This is a genomic window from Pseudomonas sp. EL_65y_Pfl2_R96 (assembly GCF_963970905.1).
Lineage (GTDB): Bacteria > Pseudomonadota > Gammaproteobacteria > Pseudomonadales > Pseudomonadaceae > Aquipseudomonas.
Genome location: NZ_CAXAQH010000003.1, coordinates 1 through 20515, shown reverse-complemented (window position 1 = coordinate 20515; position 20515 = coordinate 1). Strand labels below are relative to the sequence as shown.

Annotated in this window: 18 protein-coding genes and 1 rRNA gene; 12 read left to right on the top strand and 7 right to left on the bottom strand. The window is 53.6% G+C overall.

Going from position 1 to position 20515, the window contains the following annotated elements:
- The first annotated feature begins 52 nt into the window (after window positions 1-52).
- The 10 genes from AACY49_RS04570 to AACY49_RS04525 all read left to right on the top strand — a co-directional run bounded on the left by AACY49_RS04570 (window position 53) and on the right by AACY49_RS04525 (window position 14425).
- Window positions 53-907 (top strand): hypothetical protein, encoded by an 855-nt coding sequence (locus AACY49_RS04570; protein WP_339521924.1) that lies wholly within the window; start codon window positions 53-55, stop codon window positions 905-907.
- Between the two features lie 872 nt (window positions 908-1779).
- Window positions 1780-3282 carry an esterase/lipase family protein gene (locus AACY49_RS04565; RefSeq protein ID WP_339521922.1) on the top strand — a complete coding sequence of 501 codons (1503 nt, stop codon included), beginning with the start codon at window positions 1780-1782 and terminating at the stop codon, window positions 3280-3282.
- Window positions 3282-5852: an AAA-like domain-containing protein gene (locus AACY49_RS04560; protein WP_339521920.1), complete on the top strand. Its 2571-nt coding sequence runs from the start codon at window positions 3282-3284 to the stop codon at window positions 5850-5852. Before AACY49_RS04565 ends, AACY49_RS04560 begins: the two co-directional genes overlap by 1 nt.
- A 142-nt stretch (window positions 5853-5994) precedes the next feature.
- The gene (locus AACY49_RS04555; protein WP_339521918.1) at window positions 5995-7704 is read left to right on the top strand and encodes a DUF262 domain-containing protein; all 1710 of its coding nucleotides are present in this window, start codon (window positions 5995-5997) and stop codon (window positions 7702-7704) included.
- A 404-nt stretch (window positions 7705-8108) separates the two neighbouring features.
- Window positions 8109-8438 (top strand): hypothetical protein, encoded by a 330-nt coding sequence (locus AACY49_RS04550; RefSeq protein WP_320393383.1) that lies wholly within the window; start codon window positions 8109-8111, stop codon window positions 8436-8438.
- Between the two features lie 137 nt (window positions 8439-8575).
- Window positions 8576-8953 (top strand): hypothetical protein, encoded by a 378-nt coding sequence (locus tag AACY49_RS04545; RefSeq protein ID WP_339521915.1) that lies wholly within the window; start codon window positions 8576-8578, stop codon window positions 8951-8953.
- 339 nt (window positions 8954-9292) lie between these two features.
- Window positions 9293-9769 carry a formate dehydrogenase subunit gamma gene (locus AACY49_RS04540; RefSeq protein WP_339521913.1) on the top strand — a complete coding sequence of 159 codons (477 nt, stop codon included), beginning with the start codon at window positions 9293-9295 and terminating at the stop codon, window positions 9767-9769.
- Window positions 9769-11322, top strand: coding sequence for a formate dehydrogenase beta subunit (locus AACY49_RS04535; protein ID WP_445262626.1), 1554 nt, complete (start codon window positions 9769-9771; stop codon window positions 11320-11322). The genes AACY49_RS04540 and AACY49_RS04535 overlap by 1 nt, the downstream gene beginning before the upstream one ends.
- Window positions 11319-14207, top strand: coding sequence for a formate dehydrogenase subunit alpha (fdhF, locus tag AACY49_RS04530; RefSeq protein WP_339521909.1), 2889 nt, complete (start codon window positions 11319-11321; stop codon window positions 14205-14207). Before AACY49_RS04535 ends, fdhF begins: the two co-directional genes overlap by 4 nt.
- Window positions 14204-14425: a formate dehydrogenase subunit delta gene (locus AACY49_RS04525; RefSeq protein ID WP_258699186.1), complete on the top strand. Its 222-nt coding sequence runs from the start codon at window positions 14204-14206 to the stop codon at window positions 14423-14425. Before fdhF ends, AACY49_RS04525 begins: the two co-directional genes overlap by 4 nt.
- Window positions 14426-14482: 57 nt before the next feature.
- Here AACY49_RS04525 and AACY49_RS04520 read toward each other — a convergent pair whose 3' ends face one another.
- The 4 genes from AACY49_RS04520 to AACY49_RS04505 form a co-directional block, all read right to left on the bottom strand.
- Window positions 14483-15214 (bottom strand): tetratricopeptide repeat protein, encoded by a 732-nt coding sequence (locus AACY49_RS04520; RefSeq protein WP_339521906.1) that lies wholly within the window; start codon window positions 15212-15214, stop codon window positions 14483-14485.
- A 54-nt stretch (window positions 15215-15268) separates the two neighbouring features.
- Window positions 15269-15703 (bottom strand): hypothetical protein, encoded by a 435-nt coding sequence (locus AACY49_RS04515; protein ID WP_339521904.1) that lies wholly within the window; start codon window positions 15701-15703, stop codon window positions 15269-15271.
- A 116-nt stretch (window positions 15704-15819) separates the two neighbouring features.
- On the bottom strand, window positions 15820-17178 hold the full coding sequence (locus AACY49_RS04510) for a sensor histidine kinase (protein ID WP_339521902.1): 1359 nt from the start codon (window positions 17176-17178) through the stop codon (window positions 15820-15822).
- On the bottom strand, window positions 17175-17885 hold the full coding sequence (locus tag AACY49_RS04505; protein WP_339521900.1) for a response regulator: 711 nt from the start codon (window positions 17883-17885) through the stop codon (window positions 17175-17177). Before AACY49_RS04505 ends, AACY49_RS04510 begins: the two co-directional genes overlap by 4 nt.
- 166 nt (window positions 17886-18051) lie before the next feature.
- Between AACY49_RS04505 and AACY49_RS04500 the strand changes: the two genes are divergently transcribed.
- Together AACY49_RS04500 and AACY49_RS04495 are read left to right on the top strand one after the other, a co-directional pair.
- The gene (locus AACY49_RS04500; RefSeq protein ID WP_320393377.1) at window positions 18052-18843 is read left to right on the top strand and encodes an MlaA family lipoprotein; all 792 of its coding nucleotides are present in this window, start codon (window positions 18052-18054) and stop codon (window positions 18841-18843) included.
- The gene (locus AACY49_RS04495) at window positions 18833-19102 is read left to right on the top strand and encodes a hypothetical protein (RefSeq protein WP_258699180.1); all 270 of its coding nucleotides are present in this window, start codon (window positions 18833-18835) and stop codon (window positions 19100-19102) included. The genes AACY49_RS04500 and AACY49_RS04495 overlap by 11 nt, the downstream gene beginning before the upstream one ends.
- An 84-nt stretch (window positions 19103-19186) precedes the next feature.
- Here AACY49_RS04495 and AACY49_RS04490 read toward each other — a convergent pair whose 3' ends face one another.
- From AACY49_RS04490 to rrf, 3 genes are all read right to left on the bottom strand, one after another.
- Window positions 19187-19540, bottom strand: coding sequence for a gamma-glutamylcyclotransferase family protein (locus AACY49_RS04490; protein ID WP_339521892.1), 354 nt, complete (start codon window positions 19538-19540; stop codon window positions 19187-19189).
- Window positions 19541-19553: 13 nt separating this feature from the next.
- Window positions 19554-20219, bottom strand: a complete 666-nt coding sequence (locus tag AACY49_RS04485; protein ID WP_320393375.1) for a M24 family metallopeptidase — start codon at window positions 20217-20219, stop codon at window positions 19554-19556.
- A gap of 193 nt (window positions 20220-20412) precedes the next feature.
- Window positions 20413-20515 (bottom strand): 5S ribosomal RNA (gene rrf / locus AACY49_RS04480); the annotation flags it as partial.

The window sequence follows — 20515 nt, the reverse complement described above, 5'->3', positions numbered from 1 at the left end:
CCCGCCCGAACCAAACCGAACGAACCATCAATTTAAGATACGGAAATTTTCAATGAGCGACTATCAGAAGCAACTCAAGCAACATCAAACCGCCATCGAACAACTTAAAAAGCAGTTGCCGAGCCTACGAGCAAACGCCCAAGAAGCTAAAAAGGAATTTGCACGAAGCCGCGCCGGTAGGCCCGTGTACCCGCATGAAATTGTTAGCGCTTACAACAACGCCAAAACGGCGATTGAGGAGCACACATCCGAGATCAAACGGCTACAAATCCTGATTGATTGGGAAGATGGTGTGCGATTCGCGAACACCAATATCAAAAAGGCCCAGAAGGAAATCAGCCAAGCGCAGACGGATCTCCAAAAGCTGCAGGATAAGCGTGCAAAGCTTTCAACCAAACTTCAGAAACTGGAGAACGAAAAACGCACCGAAATTGAGAAGGCTCAATCTGCTGAGCAACAAGCGGCAGCCGGTTATGCAGCGGCATTAAGTGAAGGAGACGACGCGGACGAACAACGAGCAGAGAAGCTTCTCAAGCAGGCATCAGAGGCCCTGACACTGGCGACACGCGGCAAGCGCGGAGTGGCAACCGTTGTGAATGCCTTGACGGTCGAAGTCGAAAAGCTCGACGAAACCATCACCATCACCAAGCAGCTTTTGACCGATCTGCGCCAAGACCAGCTACGAGCAGCTCGCTTCCTCTGGGCCGACCGCCTGGACAAAGCGGCTCAGGACTTTGCAAACGTTGCAGCGCAGTTGTCCGCCGCCGAAAGAGCATTGGGCCGTTATAGCTCACTGCAGGATCTTTACCTGCCTTTGCAGGCGCCTATGGGCCGGCAACACATTAGCCAAAGTGAAATACGTGAGAAGGCAGACGCGATCTCTATCGAGCAACTACTGGCTGCATGACCCATTTACGCATCGCCACTTCAGGCGGTGATGCTCTCCCCTCTAACCGGAACATCATTCGCGGAACACCAAACGTGTTCCGCGCAACTGGTGTTCCGGTTATTCGTTTTTGGTGTTCCACCTCTGAAAGCCTTGTTAGACGTGGCCTCTAGCCAATCTGGAACACATGGAACACATGGAACACTTGTATTTGCACACTTTCGCATTAGCATTCCCCTCGCCCCTTTTCACAGCGTGAACCTTCAGCGAGAACGGACGCGGCTGATAGCTCCGGATCGTCGAAGGTCTGCTCTGACTCATCGCAACCTGGGCACCCGACACGGCAGATTTTACGGGTCCTCCCAAAGGGGGGCTCCCTACACGGGTTATCAGACTCGCGGATTCTCTCTAGCAGAGATTCTCGCTTAGATGTCCGTCTTTTCTTCATTGGGAAAACAACCCAACTGCAACCCCCCTTACTAGGAATTAGCACAACTTATTACACTTAAATTTCTCATTCATTTATATCTGCAATAAAACCACTTTTTCTTATAAAAATTAAAAACATACAGCGAATAATTTGAATTATGCAACGACGATAGTGTTGGAGAGCCTTAATGACGTGATTCTCTTTGAGTCCAATGCCGCTCTGCGCTGCAGTCTTCAGAGACGCCACCTAGGCCTGTAGGTGCTGAGGGCTCGTCACCGGATAGGAAGCACAGAAAAGCCCAAATTCTGTCCCCTAAAAACCCGCTTTCACCCGACGCTTTCACCCGACATAATCCCACAACGGGCAGGCTGATGTGGCACACTGCTACCCATGGAGCTGTTGGGCCATTTTTGGGTTCACCAACAGCGTATTTGATTGCAGCTTTCCATCAATCAGGTGGCAAATGGTCTCAGCTTCAGCAACAAGGAAAGTTATTCTATTCGTGCATGGATTGTCAGGTTCTGCCGAAGGAACATGGGGGAAAATGATTGAGTTTTTTCGGCGAGATGAAGGCTTCTCTGACTTTCACTTGGACTCTTATCAATATCCTACAGCTAAGTTTCGTTTACCCTTCGGAAAAAAAATGCCTGGAATCCAGGACTTAGCGGAAGGTTTGAGAAGCTACATAAGTGCATATCACGGCGACAAGAGTGAAATTATCTTGATCGGGCATAGCATGGGCGGACTGGTACTTCGGCAATATATAACAAATGAATTAAAGAAACCGACTCCGACCTCTATACGCGCCGCGATAATGATCGCAACCCCCCATACTGGGGCGGCTCTCGCCAGCATCGGCTCTAACCTTTCATGGAAGCACACGCATTTAAAACAGCTAGCCAAAGGGCAAGATATATTACGATCGATATTAGAGGATTGGGCCACCTTAAATATTGAAAATCGTATTGATACGCTGTACATAACTGGTGGACTGGACGCGATTGTAGATCGTCAAAGTTCGATGCCATACTACGGTAACGTCAAATTTGAAAATCTGATAAATTATGGACATATAGATGTTATCAAGCCCGATCACGCCGCTGACATTCGATACATAGTTATTAAAAAATTCATTACTGAGCTCCCCCCAGCAAAAAAGTTTAATGTGGCCCAGCCAAACGCTGTAGGCTGGCCACTATTCTATCGGTACGATCTATCTTGTGAAAAATTCTATTACATAAGAAGTTCAGACAAAGTAATAGAGCAAGCTTTATCCGGCTCAAATGTTTGGTTAAGTGGTCCAGCTGGCGTGGGAAAAACAGTTGCATTGACCCGTGCCATTTTACTCAAGGGCTGGCAACCATTTTATTTCACACTTGATGGCTTTAGCGAACTTCCAGCAGAGAATCTGTTAAAAGAAGTTTGTAGACTATTATATGACCGCCTAGGACTACCAGATGAGGACCTGAGTAAATCGTCCTCGCTTCCTGATATCCTTCGTTCTTTTTCATTGGCTTTTACATCAAGCGTTCAAACTTGCAAAATAGCTATATTTATAGAAGAGATACCTATTACCTCAGTGGAAGAGTACTCTAAATTCTTAGATCTGGCGTGTCACTTATCAATGATTCAGGATTCGTGCACCTTCCCTCACGGGGTGGTGTGGGTTTTCAGCTCCATCGTTGATCCAATGGAATATACTCAAAGCCAAAATATAAAACTCCAAGAACGGTATGAGTTCTTGAAGGCTGACATATGGAGCACCTTTGAGATAAATGCGCTTATGAATATGCTCACCGATGAGTTAAATATACAGTTCTCCAATACTGAAAAAGAAGAAATATTATCTGGAATTAACAACTCACCCAGATATCTTAAAATGCTTCTAAAGGCTTGCCGTACTGAGCTCGGGTCGAAAAAGTCGGTTGCAGAACTTATCTCTTCAATTTCTATGGTTGCACGATGATGACTAATAAAATCCTCCGGCGGTCCACGATAATACCAAGCGGACTTTACATTGAGCGCGCTGCTGATCGCCAGCTGAAGTCAATCGTTGACGATATGGGGCGGCCAGGCTATGTGCTTGTAGCCCGTCAAATGGGAAAAACCAATCTACTCATACATATGAAGAGAACAAGAGTAAATGACCTAGTTCTCTATAAAGACCTTTCAACTCAATTTGAAACATCGAGAGCTTTTTTTCGAGACATTATAGACTCTCTCCTAGAGTCGTTTCCCGAACTTCAGAACAATGATATTTCCATCGCCTCACTTCGAAACAACGAACTTGAGCCCAACATAGAGTACGATCGTCATCTACGAATGTTACTCAAGAACACTACAAAGAAAGTAGTGATCGTTCTTGATGAAATCGACTCGCTCGTAAACTCACCATTTTCAGATGTTATTTTCGCACAAATTCGAAGTATGTATTTTTCCAGGATTAACTTCCCTGAATATGAACAATTAACATACGTTTTGTCGGGCGTCGCCGAGCCAACCGACCTTATTAAAAATAAAAACATTTCACCTTTTAACATCGGTGAAAAAATCTACTTAGAGGACTTTGATAGAACAGAGTATGAAGAATTCATCAGTCGCGCAAATCTAGTTTTGAGCAGCGACGTACGCAATGAAATTTATAACTGGACAAGCGGTAACCCTCGTATAACGTGGGATATATGCACTGAAATTGAAGATCTAATAATCTCAAAAAATGAGATCGAAATATCCACAGTGAAAGATGTTGTGCACAAATTATATTTGCGCGACTTCGATCGAGCACCAATTGATCATATCAGAACATTGGTTGAGACAGACAAGATAGTTAGGGACGCTGTTATATCCATTAGATGGGGCAAAGCCGATTTCATTGATGACAAAACAAAGAGCAGGCTATACTTATCTGGCATCACAGGTAGTGCAGGTGGTGAAGCACGTATCAAAAATAAAATCATTGACGACGCCCTATCTGACTCTTGGATAAAGAGCGTCACACCTAACGTTGCCTCTCCTATATTGCTTGCTCTGTCATACCATGCATTTGGTGATCACTCGTCTGTCATTACTAAATTCGAAGAAATAAAGGCAGACCCTGTATGGGCAGCGAAGCTAACACTTACACAAAGATTACAATTTGCCAGTTCTTACCTTTGGACAAAAAAACCAGAACTAGCACTAGAAGAATTTAGACATTGCTTAGGAAGCACAACGGGATCTGCAAACCGCCAAGATTCTGAACTCAGAATAGGAAATGTACTATCCTACTTCAAGGAATACTCCAGCGCTGTTGAATTCTTTAAATCAGCCTCAGAAGGCCCGAGTCTAATTCTTAAATTTAATGCTCAGTTAAATCTAGCTGAAACATATCGAGCCTCAGGACTCGAAAATGATTCCCAGACCTTGGAAATCATTAATAATCTTTTGCTAAAACTTGACACACCGGACATTCATGCAAGCGAGGCAGGACGCAATCTATATGTTGCAGCGTCGGTATGCCAAGCTGGAATCTTAATGAAAATGGACCGTCATGAGGAAGCGGATGTATCACTGCAAAAAGCTTTCCCAATGGCGGTATATAGTACTCAACCAAAACTACTTTTGCTTCGATATGAATGTGTCACGGACCCGTTGGAGCAACAGGACATTTTGGTTCAGCTATGTGGAATTGTCATGGACAATTCCCTTGTAACACTAACTTTTGATGGTGCAGACCTTCATTTTGACAACAAACAAGTTGCTCAAATACTAAGCTGCCTACTCAAGCAAAACATGACGGAGCTCTTTGATGACTTCCTCAATTATGTAACCAGCGAAATATTCGCCACTGTGCTATGTCGAGTAGATGTAGTACTTACATGCATAAACAGCATCCCATCCAAAGAAGAGCGCGTAAATAACGTAGGGCTATTAATTTACTGTGCAGAAAATTATTTGGATGATTCAGTACCAGCACCTACACGATTGAAATTATATAGAGAGATATCGTCATCCACACCATTACCTCAAGCCATGATGTGGAGAATTCGCTACCTTGACGAAATAGAAAGACATAGCAACCACGACCACTTGTTACTAGACGATATTCAATCGCTAAGCTTTACTTCGTATTACCTTCGGAAAGACAAACAATTTGCACAGCTAGATAGGCTGTATAGTTTTTGGGAAAAGATACAAGCTAAGGCGTGTGAGCTTTCTCTTTTTTGGTCTGTTTTTGTTATGGCTCATGGAATGCTATTCCATAGAGAAACAAAGCAAATCGCCAAAGCAAAAAAATATGCGACATTAACTTTAGAAATTATCGAGCTAAATCAAAAGGAACTTCTTTCAAGCGGTTCATCGGAGGATTTCCTATCAATCCGAGGGCAAGCGGAAGAGATATTACGAGTTAGGATCGAGCACGATCCATATCGTCATATCGGCAGAAACCAAAAAGTCCAAGTCAAATATGGAGAAAGCAGGCCAGTCACTGTTAAATTCAAACAAATCAAGGAAGATTTGGCAAAAGGCAAATGCATCATGCTAGATGATAAATAATGACACATTGACATGACTGCAAGTGGGACAAGATATTGCGGGGTAAGCCACCAAGAGTTGAGGTTGGTGCTTACTTACAGTATAAGCCGAATCGTCCAGACGTCGATGTCGTGCCGAGCGATCAATGGAATAAAGATAAAAAATGAAAACTCCTGAAAAAATTGATGTACACGACACATTTGATGGATCTGTTAGATACTCGGCCCCCGTATATCAGCGATACTACGTCTGGGGAAATGAACCCTTGCAGGCGCTTCTTGAGGACATTGAAAGCTCAGGCGATGGAAATTTAGAGCAATTTATTGGCGCCACCGTTGTGCAAGACTTTGGAAAAAGAGGCGGCAGCCAATCGCCGAACGAATACTTAATGATTGACGGTCAGCAGCGACTGACGACGATCTATATGCTTATCTGTGGGCTAGCCTGGTCCTATCTTAAGGCAGGAAAAGATGAGGATGCACTTACTCTCACACAAACCTATCTCTCTTTCTCGGCCGGGAAATACGCAGGGATGCCCAAACTCCTCCCTACCGTTCAAGATCGCAGACAACTTTTTAACATTCTACAAGATGAAATAACCTGCATTAATTGGAATTTGAAAGGTGAGAGTATTGATGAGCATTCCAATCGACAAGGGATATCCTTTCAATGGGACAATATCAAGAAGCAATTTACTGAAGATTTTTTTAGTGAAACTGGCCGTCTTCTAAAAGGAAAAATCGAATCATTTAAAGAAAGACTATTAAGTAAAATTGTATTTATTCAAGTAACTCTTGAAGCGTCAGACGATGCCAACACCGTCTTCTCCAAGCTAAATTATGAGGGCATAAAACTTTCGCTCTCCGACCTTGTCAGAAACGATGTAATATCTAGAGTTCCAGACAACAGCAGAGATGCTCTGGATAAATTTTATGAAACCACCTGGAAGCCATTTGAAAAAAAATTCCCAGGTAACTCGTTCGATCAGTATATAACGGTTTACTCATTTATAAAGTTTAAAGGACTTATATCTAAATCACGCGCTTTTCCTGAGCTCCAGAAGGCGTGGATTGGTAATAGCCCTAAATCCATCGTGACAGAAATGAGCGTATACGCCGACCTGTATTGTGCCTTAGTAAAATATAGCCCACTGACGGGTATTATTGAGGCAGTAGGTGAAAGAACACGACGTTTTAGTTTGATGCCTAAAACAACTGTCACCTGGCCATATATCATAGAGTTACTGAACGCATTTAGAACTGGAACTGCGTCAAAGAGCAACACACTCCAATGTTTATCCATCGTCGAGTCGTTCTTGGTCCGTCGAGCAATAGTTGGCTTAGAGCCGACCGGGCTGCACGCCGTATTCAAAGGGCTTTGGGGGAAAGCTGGCGCAGACCCAACGACACTTAAGGATAAAATAGTAACTGGCACTATACGATGCCCCAACGACCAGCTCATTAGGGAAACCCTTAGCAGCGGAGACATGTACTCTAGAAAAATCACCAAGTACTTGTTAATCCAAAGAGAGCTGCATTTTAACGAAGAGAATGGTTACGATAATGCTACAGATGACTTCACCGTCGAGCATGTTTTACCGCAAAGCCTAACTGCTGAATGGTCGATTTGGTTCACTCGGGTGGAACATAAAGCTCTACTACACACCATTGGAAATCTTGTCCCTCTCACGAAAGGACAAAATGGAAGAATAAAAGACCAGAGCTGGGTCAAAAAAAAGGTCCATATAAAAGGGTCAAATTGGAAAATAACCCAGAAGGCAGCTACAGCAAAAAACTGGGATAAAGCTCAAATTCAAAGAAGGTCGAAGCAATTCGCAGACTGGGCGTTAGAGGAGTGGCCAGACGTTCAGTGAGCAGGTGTACCTCCTCCGAAACTTCCTCCGGGTTTCAGATTACTGAAGCCCTGAAGGCACAGGTGATTCCCTGCAAACGTACTGATTTCAGGTGGCTGGGGTAAGAAGCTCGGGAGCGGTGCAGATCCAAAACAAGGAGACGCCTTAACAGCGACTTTCGTGTATCCCTATCTGTATCCCGAACTATATAATAGGGCTGCAAGCCACGTATTATTTGGATGTCTCTAGTCTCCCTCGGGCACCAAAATTAAGAAAGGTCTTGCATTGCAAGGCCTTTTTTTTCGTCTGTAGAAAAGTGACCTCGCCCCGCCGCCCCGTAGGAGCTGCCGAAGGCTGCGATCTTTTGATCTTGCTTTTCACGCCACAACCGAAACCGCTCAGCTAACGAATCAAGGATTCACACAATGGAATTGCCACTGGAAACCGTTGCCCTTTTCGCCCTCAAGCTGGCTTATGAGACGGAAGGTGAAAGTCCGATTTTGCGGGATGATCCGATCATGAGTGATTATGAGCGGGAGGTGTTTGGGTTGTTGGTGCGTCGGGGGGATGTCGAGGGTATCCAGTTTAGAGTGGCGCATTGTGTGGGTTTGGCGCTGGACGCTATAGGCGGCGTAAATACGCCGCTAGGGCGCGAGCTACATAGATTGTCGACTGATTTGCGCGGCGCTCAGACCTTGGAACAACTCGATGCACCACTTAGCGCGCTCAAGGATTACCTGAAAGATATTCAGTGAGCGATACCCAAACCCACGCGGGACAACAACGCCCTTCAGCGCAGAGCCATCGGTTTGATATCGTGCCTCCATCGCCTCATCTCATCAAAGAAACCAAAGGCGGTTTCCGGGGCAGTGTTAACAAGGAAAGGGATTGAATGAAGCTAATCGCCATGTTGGTGTTCTTCGCTGCGACAGTGGGGATGTGGATTTGGGTGGTGAGGAACCGTGGCACCGTGAATCTGTGGCTCGCTAATCTGGCGGGTGCCGTGGGTAGTTTTATTGTCGGGATGGCGGTGCTGATTCTGTTCAACAAATGGCTTGCCCCCGGAGGAAACTCTGCACGGGGCGTTGTATTCATGTTCTATACGATGATGGCGGTTTTAGGTGCCTTTGTCGGAACTTGGCTTCTGGTGATCGCCAGGCTCAAGCAGTCTGAATACCCCGTCGTCCGTCATTTGATCGCCGGAGCGTGCAGTGTGTTGGCGGCAATGATCACGGTGGTGTTGTGGGTGATGATCCTTCCCGCCAAGTGAGTGTTTTGACAGCTCGCTCATCGAGCTCGAGGATTACCTGAAAAATACTCAGAGAGCGAACGCCTCGGCCTGCGCTCTTCTAGACTTAATAGATAGTCGTAGACAGAATCGAACACGTCGCTTTGGTGCAGATGAATCAAAGGCAGCGTGGCAAGCTGCCTTAATGCCCTTTAAGAGGTGCGGCGAAGACCGCGCCGGGCACAACAAGATGCCCGCTCAGGGTGCCCTGGCCAACGGCCTGACAATGCCACGATACCGTGACGTGGTGTGAATGCCGCAGCCGACACTTTCGGACGACCGACAACCGCCTGGTTTGTCCGTGACCGTGAGGAATGCTGTATGCCTGATGAGATGTTGCACCTGCCTATGGTCAACAGCCTGCTGGCGCGCCACAAGGGTTCGCCCGGCGCACTGTTGCCGATCCTTCATGAGATTCAGGAGGGCATCGGTTACATCCCCGATGCCGCCATTCCCGAGATTGCTCACGCCCTCAACCTGAGTCAGGCCGAGGTTCGCGGGGTGATCAGTTTCTACCACGACTTCCGCACCGCGCCTCCGGCCCGGCATATCCTGCGTCTGTGCCGGGCCGAGTCCTGCCAGAGCCGTGGCGCCGAGCAGCTTGCCGCGCAGTTGCGCGAACGTCTGCAACTGGATGATCACGGTAGCAGCGCCGACGGCAGCATCAGTTTGCGGCCGGTGTATTGCCTCGGCGCCTGCGCCTGCTCGCCGGCCCTGGAGCTGGATGGTCAGGTGCATGCGCGGCTCAGTGCTGAGCGTCTGGATGCCCTGCTCGATGCTTGCCAGGAGGACGCATGATGCTGAGTCTTTATCTGCCCTGTGATTCTCTTGCCCGTGCCGTGGGTGCCGATGAAGTGGCTGTGGCCCTCGCCGCTCAAGCTGCGGAACGCAATCTGGACCTGCAACGCACCAGTTCTCGCGGCTTGTACTGGCTGGAACCGCTGCTGGAAGTGGACAGCCCGCAAGGCCGTATCGGCTTCGGCCCGCTGACAGCTGCCGATGTGCCGTCCGTGCTCGATGCGCTGCAAGGCGAGCCATCCGCTCATCCGCTGGCCTTGGGCCTGGTGGAAGAGTTGCCTTATCTCAAGACTCAACAACGCCTGCTGTTTGCCCGCGCTGGCATCACCCGGCCGCTGTACCTCGACGATTACCGGGCGCACGGCGGTTTCGAAGGTTTGAAAAGAGCCGTCACCATCGGTGGCGAACAGACCGCGACTGAGGTGTTCGATTCGGGTCTGCGTGGCCGTGGCGGTGCGGCCTTCCCGGCCGGGATCAAATGGCGCACGGTGCGAGCCACTCAAGCGGCGCAGAAATACATTGTGTGCAACGCCGACGAAGGCGACTCCGGCACCTTTGCCGACCGTATGCTGATGGAAGGCGACCCCTTCCTGCTGATCGAAGGCATGGCCATTGCCGGCATCACCGTCGGCGCCAGCTACGGCTACATCTATGTGCGCTCGGAATATCCACAAGCCGTGGCCACCCTGCGCACGGCGCTGGACATCGCCCGGTCCGCCGGTTACCTCGGCGCCAATGTCGGCGGCAGCGGCCTGGCCTTCGATATGGAAGTGCGGGTCGGTGCCGGCGCTTATATCTGTGGTGAGGAAACCGCGCTGCTGGACTCCCTCGAAGGCAAGCGCGGGATTGTCCGCGCCAAGCCGCCGATCCCCGCGTTGCAGGGTCTGTTCGGCCTGCCGACCCTGGTGCACAACGTGCTGACCCTGGCCTCGGTGCCGCTGATTCTGGCCAAGGGCGCGCAGTTCTACCGCGACTACGGCATGGGCCGTTCCCTGGGCACCATGCCCTTCCAGTTGGCGGGCAATATTCGTCGTGGCGGCCTGGTGGAACGGGCCTTTGGCCTGACCCTGCGGGAACTGGTGGAAGACTACGGTGGTGGTACCGCCAGTGGCCGGCCGCTGAAGGCCGCGCAGGTTGGCGGCCCTCTCGGCGCCTGGGTGCCGCCCTCGCAATTCGACACGCCGCTGGATTACGAAGCCTTCGCCGCCATGGGCGCGATGCTCGGTCACGGTGGTGTGGTGGTGGCTGATGACAGCCTGGACATGGCCCGCATGGCGCGCTTCGCGATGCAGTTCTGCGCCGAGGAATCCTGTGGCAAATGCACCCCATGCCGCATCGGCTCGACCCGGGGCGTGGAGGTGATCGATCGCCTGCTGGCCGCGCCTGACCAGAACGGTCGCGATGAGCAGGTGATCATCCTCAAGGACCTGTGCGACACGATGCAATACGGTTCGCTGTGCGCGTTGGGCGGCATGACCTCCTATCCGGTCGTCAGCGCCCTCAAGCACTTCCCCGCCGACTTCGGTCTGCAAGCCTCGGAGGCCGACCAATGATCACTCTCTTCGACCCGAAAACAGACATTGACCTTGGTACTCCGGCCCGCGACAGCCAGGTGCAAGTCACCCTGAACATCGACGGCCGCAGCATCAGCGTGCCCGAAGGCACCTCGGTGATGCGCGCCGCCGCGCTGCTGGGCACCACCATTCCCAAACTGTGTGCCACCGACAGCCTGGAAGCCTTCGGCTCCTGCCGCATGTGCCTGGTGGAGATCGACGGCATGCGCGGCTACCCAGCGTCCTGCACCACACCGGTCAGCGAAGGCATGAGCGTGCACACCCAGACGCCGAAGCTCGCCACCCTGCGCCGCAATGTCATGGAGCTGTACATCTCCGATCACCCGCTGGACTGCCTGACCTGCTCGGCCAACGGCAACTGCGAGCTGCAAACCGTGGCCGGCCAGGTCGGCCTGCGGGAAGTGCGTTACGGCTATGAAGGCGAGAACCATCTGGCCGACGTGAAGGACACCTCCAACCCCTACTTCGACTACGACCCGAGCAAGTGCATCGTCTGCAACCGCTGCGTGCGCGCCTGCGAAGAAACCCAGGGCACGTTTGCCCTGACCATTACCGGGCGCGGTTTCGAATCCCGGGTCGCGGCCGCCGGTGGCGAGAACTTCCTCGACTCCGAATGCGTGTCCTGCGGCGCCTGTGTGCAAGCCTGCCCTACCGCGACGCTGATGGAAAAAAGCGTGGTGGAACTGGGGCAGCCCGAACGCAGCGTGATCACCACCTGTGCCTATTGCGGCGTGGGCTGTTCGTTCCGCGCCGAGATGAAAGGCGAGCAGCTGGTGCGCATGGTTCCAGACAAGAATGGCCAGGCCAACCACGGCCACTCCTGCGTCAAAGGGCGCTTTGCCTGGGGCTACGCCACCCACCCGGATCGCATCACCAAGCCGATGATCCGCAAGCACATCAACGACCCTTGGCAGGAAGTCAGCTGGGATGAAGCGGTGACCTACGCCGCCAGCGAATTCCGCCGGCTGCAGCAAAAATACGGCCGCGACTCCATTGGTGGCATCACCTCCAGCCGCTGCACCAACGAAGAAACCTACCTGGTACAAAAACTGGTACGCGCCGCCTTTGGCAACAACAACGTCGACACCTGTGCGCGGGTCTGCCACTCGCCGACCGGCTATGGCCTGAAACAAACCCTGGGCGAGTCCGCCGGCACCCAGAGTTTCGACTCGGTAATGCAGGCCGATGTGATTCTGGTGATGGGCGCCAACCCCAGCGACGCCCACCCGGTGTTCGCCTCCCAGCTCAAACGCCGCCTGCGTGAAGGCGCACGGCTGATCGTCATCGACCCACGACGCATTGATCTGGTGGACTCGGTGCATGCCCGCGCCGAACTGCACCTGGCCCTGCGCCCGGGCACCAACGTCGCCATGCTCAACGCCCTGGCCCACGTCATCGTCACCGAAGGCTTGCTCAACCAGGCCTTTATCGACGCCCGTTGCGAGGGCAGCGATTTCGCCCGCTGGAGCGAGTTCGTCAGCCGTGCGGAAAACTCGCCGGAAATCTTGGCCGACATCTGCGGTGTAGTCGCCGCCGATATCCGCGCCGCCGCCCGTCTGTATGCCACCGGCGGCAACGCGGCGATCTACTACGGCCTGGGCGTCACCGAGCACAGCCAGGGCAGCACCGCCGTCATGGGCATCGCCAACCTGGCCATGGCCACCGGCAACATCGGCCGCGAAGGCGTGGGCGTCAATCCGCTGCGTGGGCAGAATAACGTTCAGGGCTCCTGCGACATGGGCTCCTTCCCCCACGAGCTGCCTGGCTACCGGCACATCTCCAACGAGGTGGTACGGGCGCAGTTCGAACAGGCCTGGAACGTTACCCTGCAACCCGATCCGGGCCTGCGCATTCCCAATATGTTCGAGTCTGCCCTGGCCGGCAGCTTCAAGGGCCTGTATTGCCAAGGCGAAGACATCGCCCAGAGCGATCCGAATACCCAGCACGTCACCGCGGCGCTGTCGGCCATGGAATGCGTGGTGGTGCAGGACATTTTCCTCAACGAAACCGCCAAGTTCGCCCATGTGTTCCTGCCGGGCGCCTCGTTCCTGGAAAAGGACGGCACCTTCACCAACGCCGAGCGACGCATCTCCCGGGTGCGCAAGGTCATGGAGCCGCTGGGCGGCAAGGCCGACTGGGAAGGCACAGTGGCTCTGGCCAACGCCCTGGGCTACCCGATGAACTACCAGCACCCGTCGCAAATCATGGATGAAATCGCCAGCCTGACGCCGACGTTCACCAACGTCAGCTACGCCGAACTGGAGCGCCATGGCAGCCTGCAATGGCCGTGCAACGCCGCGGCACCGGACGGCACGCCGACCATGCACATCGAGCAATTCGTGCGCGGCAAGGGGCGCTTCATGCTCACCGGCTACGTGCCCACCGAGGAAAAGGTCAACAGTCGCTATCCGCTGCTGCTGACCACCGGGCGCATCCTCAGCCAGTACAACGTCGGCGCCCAGACCCGGCGTACCGAAAACATCGCCTGGCACGACGAAGACCGCCTGGAAATCCACCCGACCGACGCCGAGAGCCGTGGTATCAACGAAGGTGACTGGGTCGGCATCGGCAGCCGCGCCGGCCAGACCGTATTGCGTGCGCGGGTCACCGAACGGGTTGCCCCGGGCGTGGTGTACACCACCTTCCACTTCCCGGAATCGGGGGCCAATGTCATCACCACGGATAACTCCGACTGGGCCACCAACTGTCCGGAGTACAAGGTCACCGCCGTGGAGGTCAGCCGCGTCTACCACCCTTCCGAATGGCAAAAACGCTACCAGGCATTCAGCGACGAACAACAACGCCTGCTCGACGAACGTCGCCATGAACGCAGCGCCGGGACAAAAGCCGAGGTACGTCGATGAGTACCGCCAACCTGATCAAGATGGCCAACCAGATCGCCCAATACTTCGCCAGCGAACCGGATCAGCAACAGGCCGTGCTCGGCGTGCGCAATCATCTGCAGATGTACTGGACGCCCGGCATGCGCATGGAGTTGCTGGCCTGGCAGACGGAGCACCAAGGGGCAGACTTGCACCCACTGGCGCAGGCGGCGGTTAGTGGAGCGGGCTGGGAGGCTTAGATTTACACGATCCTTGGGATTAGCCCCGAGTTTTTCGGGGCTTTCAATCTTTTCAAACTACAGCTCGACCCTGTGATAAGTGCCTTCAGCACCCACATTGTGGCCAAAACCACATGACTCACCTGCCGTGCGCTTCACCGTGAGCAAATCCTTTTTAATGTCGAAGTTGTATTCACAGTCGCCATCATCTCCGCTCATGGCGTAATGCGCCTTGCCGTTATCAAACGTTAATACCGTTGAAAACTCACCGAGATTGGGACCGTAATACATCGCCATCAAGCCAGCGTAATAGCCCTCGAAATCAACTTGGTATTGATTGCCTTTTGGCTTGATCGTCATGGAATTCCATAACGAAGCCCCGGCATATTGCCAATACTGCCCCTGCGGTCTATTCGACTGTTTCTCAAGGGCGTTTTTTATATCGCCACGGATCTTGCCAAGGTTGAAGATCGATTTTTTGTCGTTGGGCAGAATACTCAACCACGCTCGGGCCTTCAGGTAATTGCCCTCATGTATGTAGGTGAGCGCAACGTTGTTGTAGGCCATCGCGACTTTATCTTCGTCCAGCTGACAGCTTTCAGACCAACCTGCTTGCTGCTCATATTGCTCCCGAGCCTTGGCGTATTGCTTGAGATTGTAAAACTCACCGCCCTTGGTGGAATACTCGCTGATCTTGAGGCAATGGGCAGTCGCTTCTTCCGCGGTAATATCCGCTTGAGCAAAAAGCGGTGTGATGAGCAGCAGAAGGATCGCTTCAATCTGTATGAAGCGGTGCCATTTAAAGTCCATATTAGTTCTCTGTTTGAACGTCGATCCCTGGTCCTGATCAGACCTTGGCAACAACTACCGCGGGGCCTCAACAGTCTCGATCACACTGCCGTCATCAATGAGCAGCGCTTGATTAGTCAACGCACTGTCGTTTAGCAATCGCAGGGCTTTCTTCTCCTGCAACTTGGCGACCAGGCTTTCTCGATGGGTCAGGGTGTGATTGATGAACGTCGTACGAGAGAGGATCAAACGGACAGGCGTTGGCAGCATTTCATAAGCTTTTTCGACCAACAGGATGAAGACCTCATCATCCTTGAGCTTTTCTTCCGTGACAGTCAGCAGGCCATTGACCAAAACGTTTTCGACCTTGCCCCAGTTATTTTCCAAAAACTCCGAGGCTTTCGATGTACCTGCCGAAAAATTGCCAGACACACTGTCTTTGGCTGCCATGGCCTTGTCGGTGATCCCGCCTGACAGAGCTCGCGCTTTATCCGTAAGAGACTTGAACATCTGCTACTCCATGAGATGTGGATCTATTTATGCGGCAGAACCTTAGCAGACGAAAAAGTGATGGCATAGAGCCTTCGCGCACAAAGTGACCGAAGACGATTGGGATGACCTGTGCCCTACTCCACCTGCACCGGCAACAGCACCAACGCTTCCAACCCACCCTTCGCCCGATTACGCAGCCGTAATTCTCCGCCATGCTCCAGCACAATTGCCCGCGCCGCCGACAACCCTAAACCAACCCCACCGGTGCTCTTGTTCCGCGAGCCTTCCAGACGAAAAAACGGTGTAAACACCTGTTCAAGACTGAACTCAGGAATACCCGGCCCACGGTCCAGTATTTTGATCCGCACCTCTCCAGCACCGGGAATCAGTTCAATTTCCGGCTTGCTACCGTACTTGATGGCGTTATCAAGCAAGTTGGTGATCACCCGCTTAAGCCCTAACGGACGCCCGAAATACACCCACCGCAGCGGCCCGCTAAACGTAATGTCGACTCCCTGATCTCGATAATCATCAAGCAACGTTTGCAGCAGTTCCGCCAGATCAAATTGGGTGGCCGGTTCAAGCCGGGCGTCGTCGCGGAAGAACTCCAGCGCCGAGTTGATCATGGCCTGCATTTCATCCACGTCACGAAACAGCCGCTGCTGTTGCTCGGTATCTTCGATGAACTCACCACGCAAGCGCATCCGCGTCAGAGGGGCGCGCAGGTCGTGGGAGATGGCGGCAAGCATTTGCGTGCGGTCGCGGATGAAGTGTTGCAGCTGCGCCTGCATGGCGTTGAACGCGAGGATCGCCTGGCGGATTTCGTGGGGGCCGAGCGGTTTGATCGGCGGTGCGCGGAAGTCCACACCGAAGCGGCGGGCGCCTTCGGTGAAGTGCTGCAAAGGTGTGGCGAGGCGCCGGGTGGCGATCAGCGCGACCAGGGCGGTGGAGATCAGCACCAGCAGGATCACGATCAGGTAGCGTGGCGCTTCGTCGAGCCCCCAGCTGCGCGAGGGCGCGGAGAACATCAGCCACGATGCGTCGGACAGCTCGATCAGCAGCGCGTAATGTGCGTCCGCGGTGTGCTCCTTCCAGTCGGCCGGCTCATAGGCTTCGATGCGCCGGTCATGGGCTCTGAGCATCGGCTGCAGGATGCTCGAACCGATGTCGGACTTCGGATCGTCCACTGTCGGCAGATTGAGATCGTGCCGATCAGGGTGCCAAGTGATAGTGAAGCCACTCTCGTTGGCGGCTTGCGCCAATGAGGGGCGCAGGGGCGCCGGAGCAGCCTCGATGACGCGGGTGATGGCGGCGGCTTTTTCCAGCAGGCCGATTTCGGTCAGCGGCGGACGCGCCCACACGCCGGCCAGTTGGATAAACAGCCCGTTGAGCGCCAGTGAAATAAGCATGGCCAGGATGATCGTCAACGCGATCCAGCGCGCGACCGTATCTTGCGGCCAGTCTCGGGCACGAATTCGCTTCAGCCAGCTCATCGCCGCGTCACGCTGGGTGTAAACAGATACCCGCCATTGCGCACGGTGCGAATCATCGCCGGGCGTTTGGTGTCGGACTCGAGTTTGCGCCGCAAGCGGCTGACCTGAACGTCGACACTGCGATCGAACGCCTCATGGCAATGCCCGCGCGCCAGGTCCAGCAATTGCTCGCGGGTGAGAATGCGCTGGGGGTGTTCGACGAAGACCAGCAGCAAGTCGAATTCACCGGCCGACAGCGGGATCATCACGTTGTCTGGCGAGCGAAGTTCACGGCAGGTGACGTCCAGATGCCAGTCGGCAAAATCAATCAGAGGCCGTGGCCGCTCTTGCGGAACCGGACGACGCTCGTCCACGCGACGCAGCACAGCACGCACTCGGGCCAGCAGTTCACGGGCGTCGAAGGGTTTGGTCAGATAATCATCGGCGCCCAGCTCCAGGCCGACCACCCGGTCGCTGAGTTCGCCCATGGCGGTCAGCATGATCACCGGTATTGCGTGTCGAATCCGCAGTTGCTGACACAGGATCAGCCCGCTGTCGCCGGGCAACATCACGTCCAGAATGATCAGGTCCGGCGCCTGGCGCTCTATGGCCGCCCATAGTGACGCGCCATCTGTGGCGACCTCGACGCTATAGCCGTGCTGCACGAAGAATTTTTTCAGTAGATCGAGGACTTCGAGGTCGTCGTCCACAATTAAAAGGCTGTTCACCGAAGGTCACTTAAAGGGCGAATGGAACCGCCATCTAAAACCATTCATGGCCGCACGTCATATATTTCAACTCTGCAATAAAACGTCAGCACCGCAATAAACCAGACATCTTCGCGCAAGGCATGAGGCTCAGTATCTCGGCGAATTCCTCCCGAGACCTGCATCCATGTTGCCTTTCAAGTGTGCTCCCTGGCTGGCCCGTAATACTTCGATTGCTGTGCTGGCCGCAGGGTTGGCGGGTTGCAGCAGCCAGCCGCCGTCCACCACTAACGTGAGCTGCGCCGACATCGCCTATTCGGTGTACGACCCGGCGGAACCGTTCAATCGTGGCGTCTTCGCGTTTAACCGGGTGGTTGATGATTACGCCCTGGCGCCGGTCGCGCGCGGCTACCGCTACACGCCGGACTTTTTCCAGACTGGTGTGCATAACTTTGTAGCGAACTTTGGCGAGCCGAAGGTCTTTATCAATGACCTGCTGCAAGGCAACCCGATGCGCTCGGCTAATACCCTGGGGCGTTTCGCGCTCAACACTACAGTCGGGGTAGTGGGCCTGATCGACGTCTCCGGGATGCTCGGTATCCCGCGTCACGACGCGGACTTTGGCCAGACCTTCGGCGTGTGGGGCATTGGCAACGGCCCGATCGTCGAGTTGCCTTTGCTCGGCACTTCCAACAGCCGCGACGCCGTCGGGCGCGTGCTCGGTTTTGTGGTCGATCCGTTCGGCAGCAACAGCGATACCGTGGTCACGCTGTCCACCATTAACACGGTCGGTGGCATCGTCGACGGTCGGGCAGAAGCCTTACCGCTGACCGACAGCCTGCAAAAACTGCCGGACTACTACAGCGCTCTGCGTAACGTGGTTGCCGAGCATCGTGCCGCTTACGTAGCCGATGGCAAACAAGGCTCGCCAGAGCACACCACCCCACAGTGCACAGGAGCAGCGGCCGATGGGTTCTGAAAGCAATAGCCTGCTTCTGCAGCAACGGATGATCCGGGACGACCCGGCCAATCTGCATCTGCACTGTCGGGAAATCACCCTGCGCCTGTCACCGGACTGTCGCCAACTGGTGCTCACCCGCTACTCCGAACACTACGGCCCGGCGCTGGTACGCTGGATAGAGCGTAGCCACACGGTGTCGGTGACCGAGCTGTTTCGTTGGCTCGTGGCCAATGGTGAGGCGGGGGTCATACGAGCGCATAGCCCGTCACTGCCTTGATTTCAGGGTGATCATATGGAGGGGGGACGTCTTCCGGTCGGCAACACGCCCAAGGCCTACAGCGAAACCGGGGGGCTCCAGCAATCAGGCTCGCACGTAGACCCAGGCGCTGGTGCCGGATTTTAGGGTCACCCTGACGCGCTTGTAGTCCGCCACCTCGTATTCGTCGGCCGCAACCAGCTCCTGAGCCGTGATCTGGAAAACTGTGCCGGTGATCTCGTCCGACAGGTCAGCACTCTCCTGCACGATGGGATGATGGGTTTTCCCACTCGCGGCCAACACTGCCGGATCGGTTATCTTGACCAGGTTCTGCTTGTAGCCCGGCAGGTTATCGGAACGACCATTCAACGTGCGCCCGAAGGTGGACAACTGAACCGCCTGATCCTGCAAGGTACCGTAGGAAAACAGCAGAACCGGTTGCTCTGTTTGGTTTGGCATAAAGTTTCCTCGATCAGATGAGCAAGTCTTCGTAGAACGCGCCGAAAGGACGTTCAGGGTGGGCGATCTGGATTTCCAGAATCCACAGGCCGGTCGTCGGGTATTTGTCTAAATCCCCGAGGTCACCACCACGGTGAATGGCATGAGGGAAATCGCTGACTCTGTGGCCTTTGATGCCCAGGTTGAGCTTCCACCCCATGGCTTGCGCCTGGTCGGCCGCATAGCTGTAAAGCTCCATGCCGGAAACCCGCTCGCTACGCCAAAAGCCTTCGACTCGATTGAAAAGCTCCTGGGCGGCTGCGGCACAGGCGATCATTTCCGGGTCGGAACCGGTGGTGAAAGTCGCCCCTGCATCACCTTCATGCCCTTGCCAGACCGCGCCCATGTCGATGAAGAAAATGTCTTCGGCACCCAGTTCAGGATCGCCATCGGAGCGCTGTTTGAACGTCTTGAGTGTATTGGCTCCAAAGCGAATCAGCAGTGGGTGCCAAATGCGATCCATGCCAAGTTCCGACAGAATCTGTTTACCCCGCGCCTGGGCCTCGGACTCGCGAATGCCGGGCGAAATAACCCGGGCAATCTGTTCGATGGCCTTCCAGGTCATCTGCTGTGCATGGCGCATCGTTTCCAGCGTGTAACGCTCGCCTACCGCTTCTTTACCGCTCAGGGCCGTTGTCATCGTTCATTCCTTTTGTACGAAAGCACAGCTTTTTCGCTATATAGTTTTATATATTGCGATATTCGATAAAAAAGATATAGCCATGATTCAAGCTTCAATCCACCGCCATGACGCCTGAACGAGTCCTGTGAACTTTCCTGCGGGCAAAACAAAACCCCTACCTGCATACGCAGATAGGGGTTTCGGAATTTAATCTTGACGATGACCTACTCTCACATGGGGAAACCCCACACTACCATCGGCGATGCATCGTTTCACTGCTGAGTTCGGGATGGGATCAGGTGGTTCCAATGCTC